Here is a 367-nt window from a genome sequence, read left to right as displayed (position 1 = left end):
TTCCAACTGGGCCCCGGCCTTCGCCGGGGTGGTAGGAAAGGAGGTGGGAGTCCGGGCTGGGTCCCTGCCTTTGCGGGGGAACATCCTTGTGTTGCGGGTGCTGCCTACAATTGCCACCCCGGCGGAGGCCGGGGCCCGGGTGGGGGACGTTGCCAACTGAGGTCTGCGCTTCGTTACTCCGACCTTTCCAACTGGGCCCCGGCCTTCGCCGGGGTGGTAGGAAAGGAGGTGGAAGTCCGAGCTGGGTCCCTGCCTTTGCGGGGGAACAGTCTTGTGGTGCGGGTGCTGCCCACAAGCACCTCCCCGGCGGAGGCCGGGGCCCAGGTGGGGGACGTTGCTGACTGAGGTCTGCGCTTCGTTACTGCGG

The sequence above is a fragment of the Sphingomonas sp. Leaf30 genome, from assembly GCF_001422525.1.
Taxonomy (GTDB): domain Bacteria; phylum Pseudomonadota; class Alphaproteobacteria; order Sphingomonadales; family Sphingomonadaceae; genus Sphingomonas; species Sphingomonas aerolata.
Note: the sequence above shows the minus strand (reverse complement) of the source record.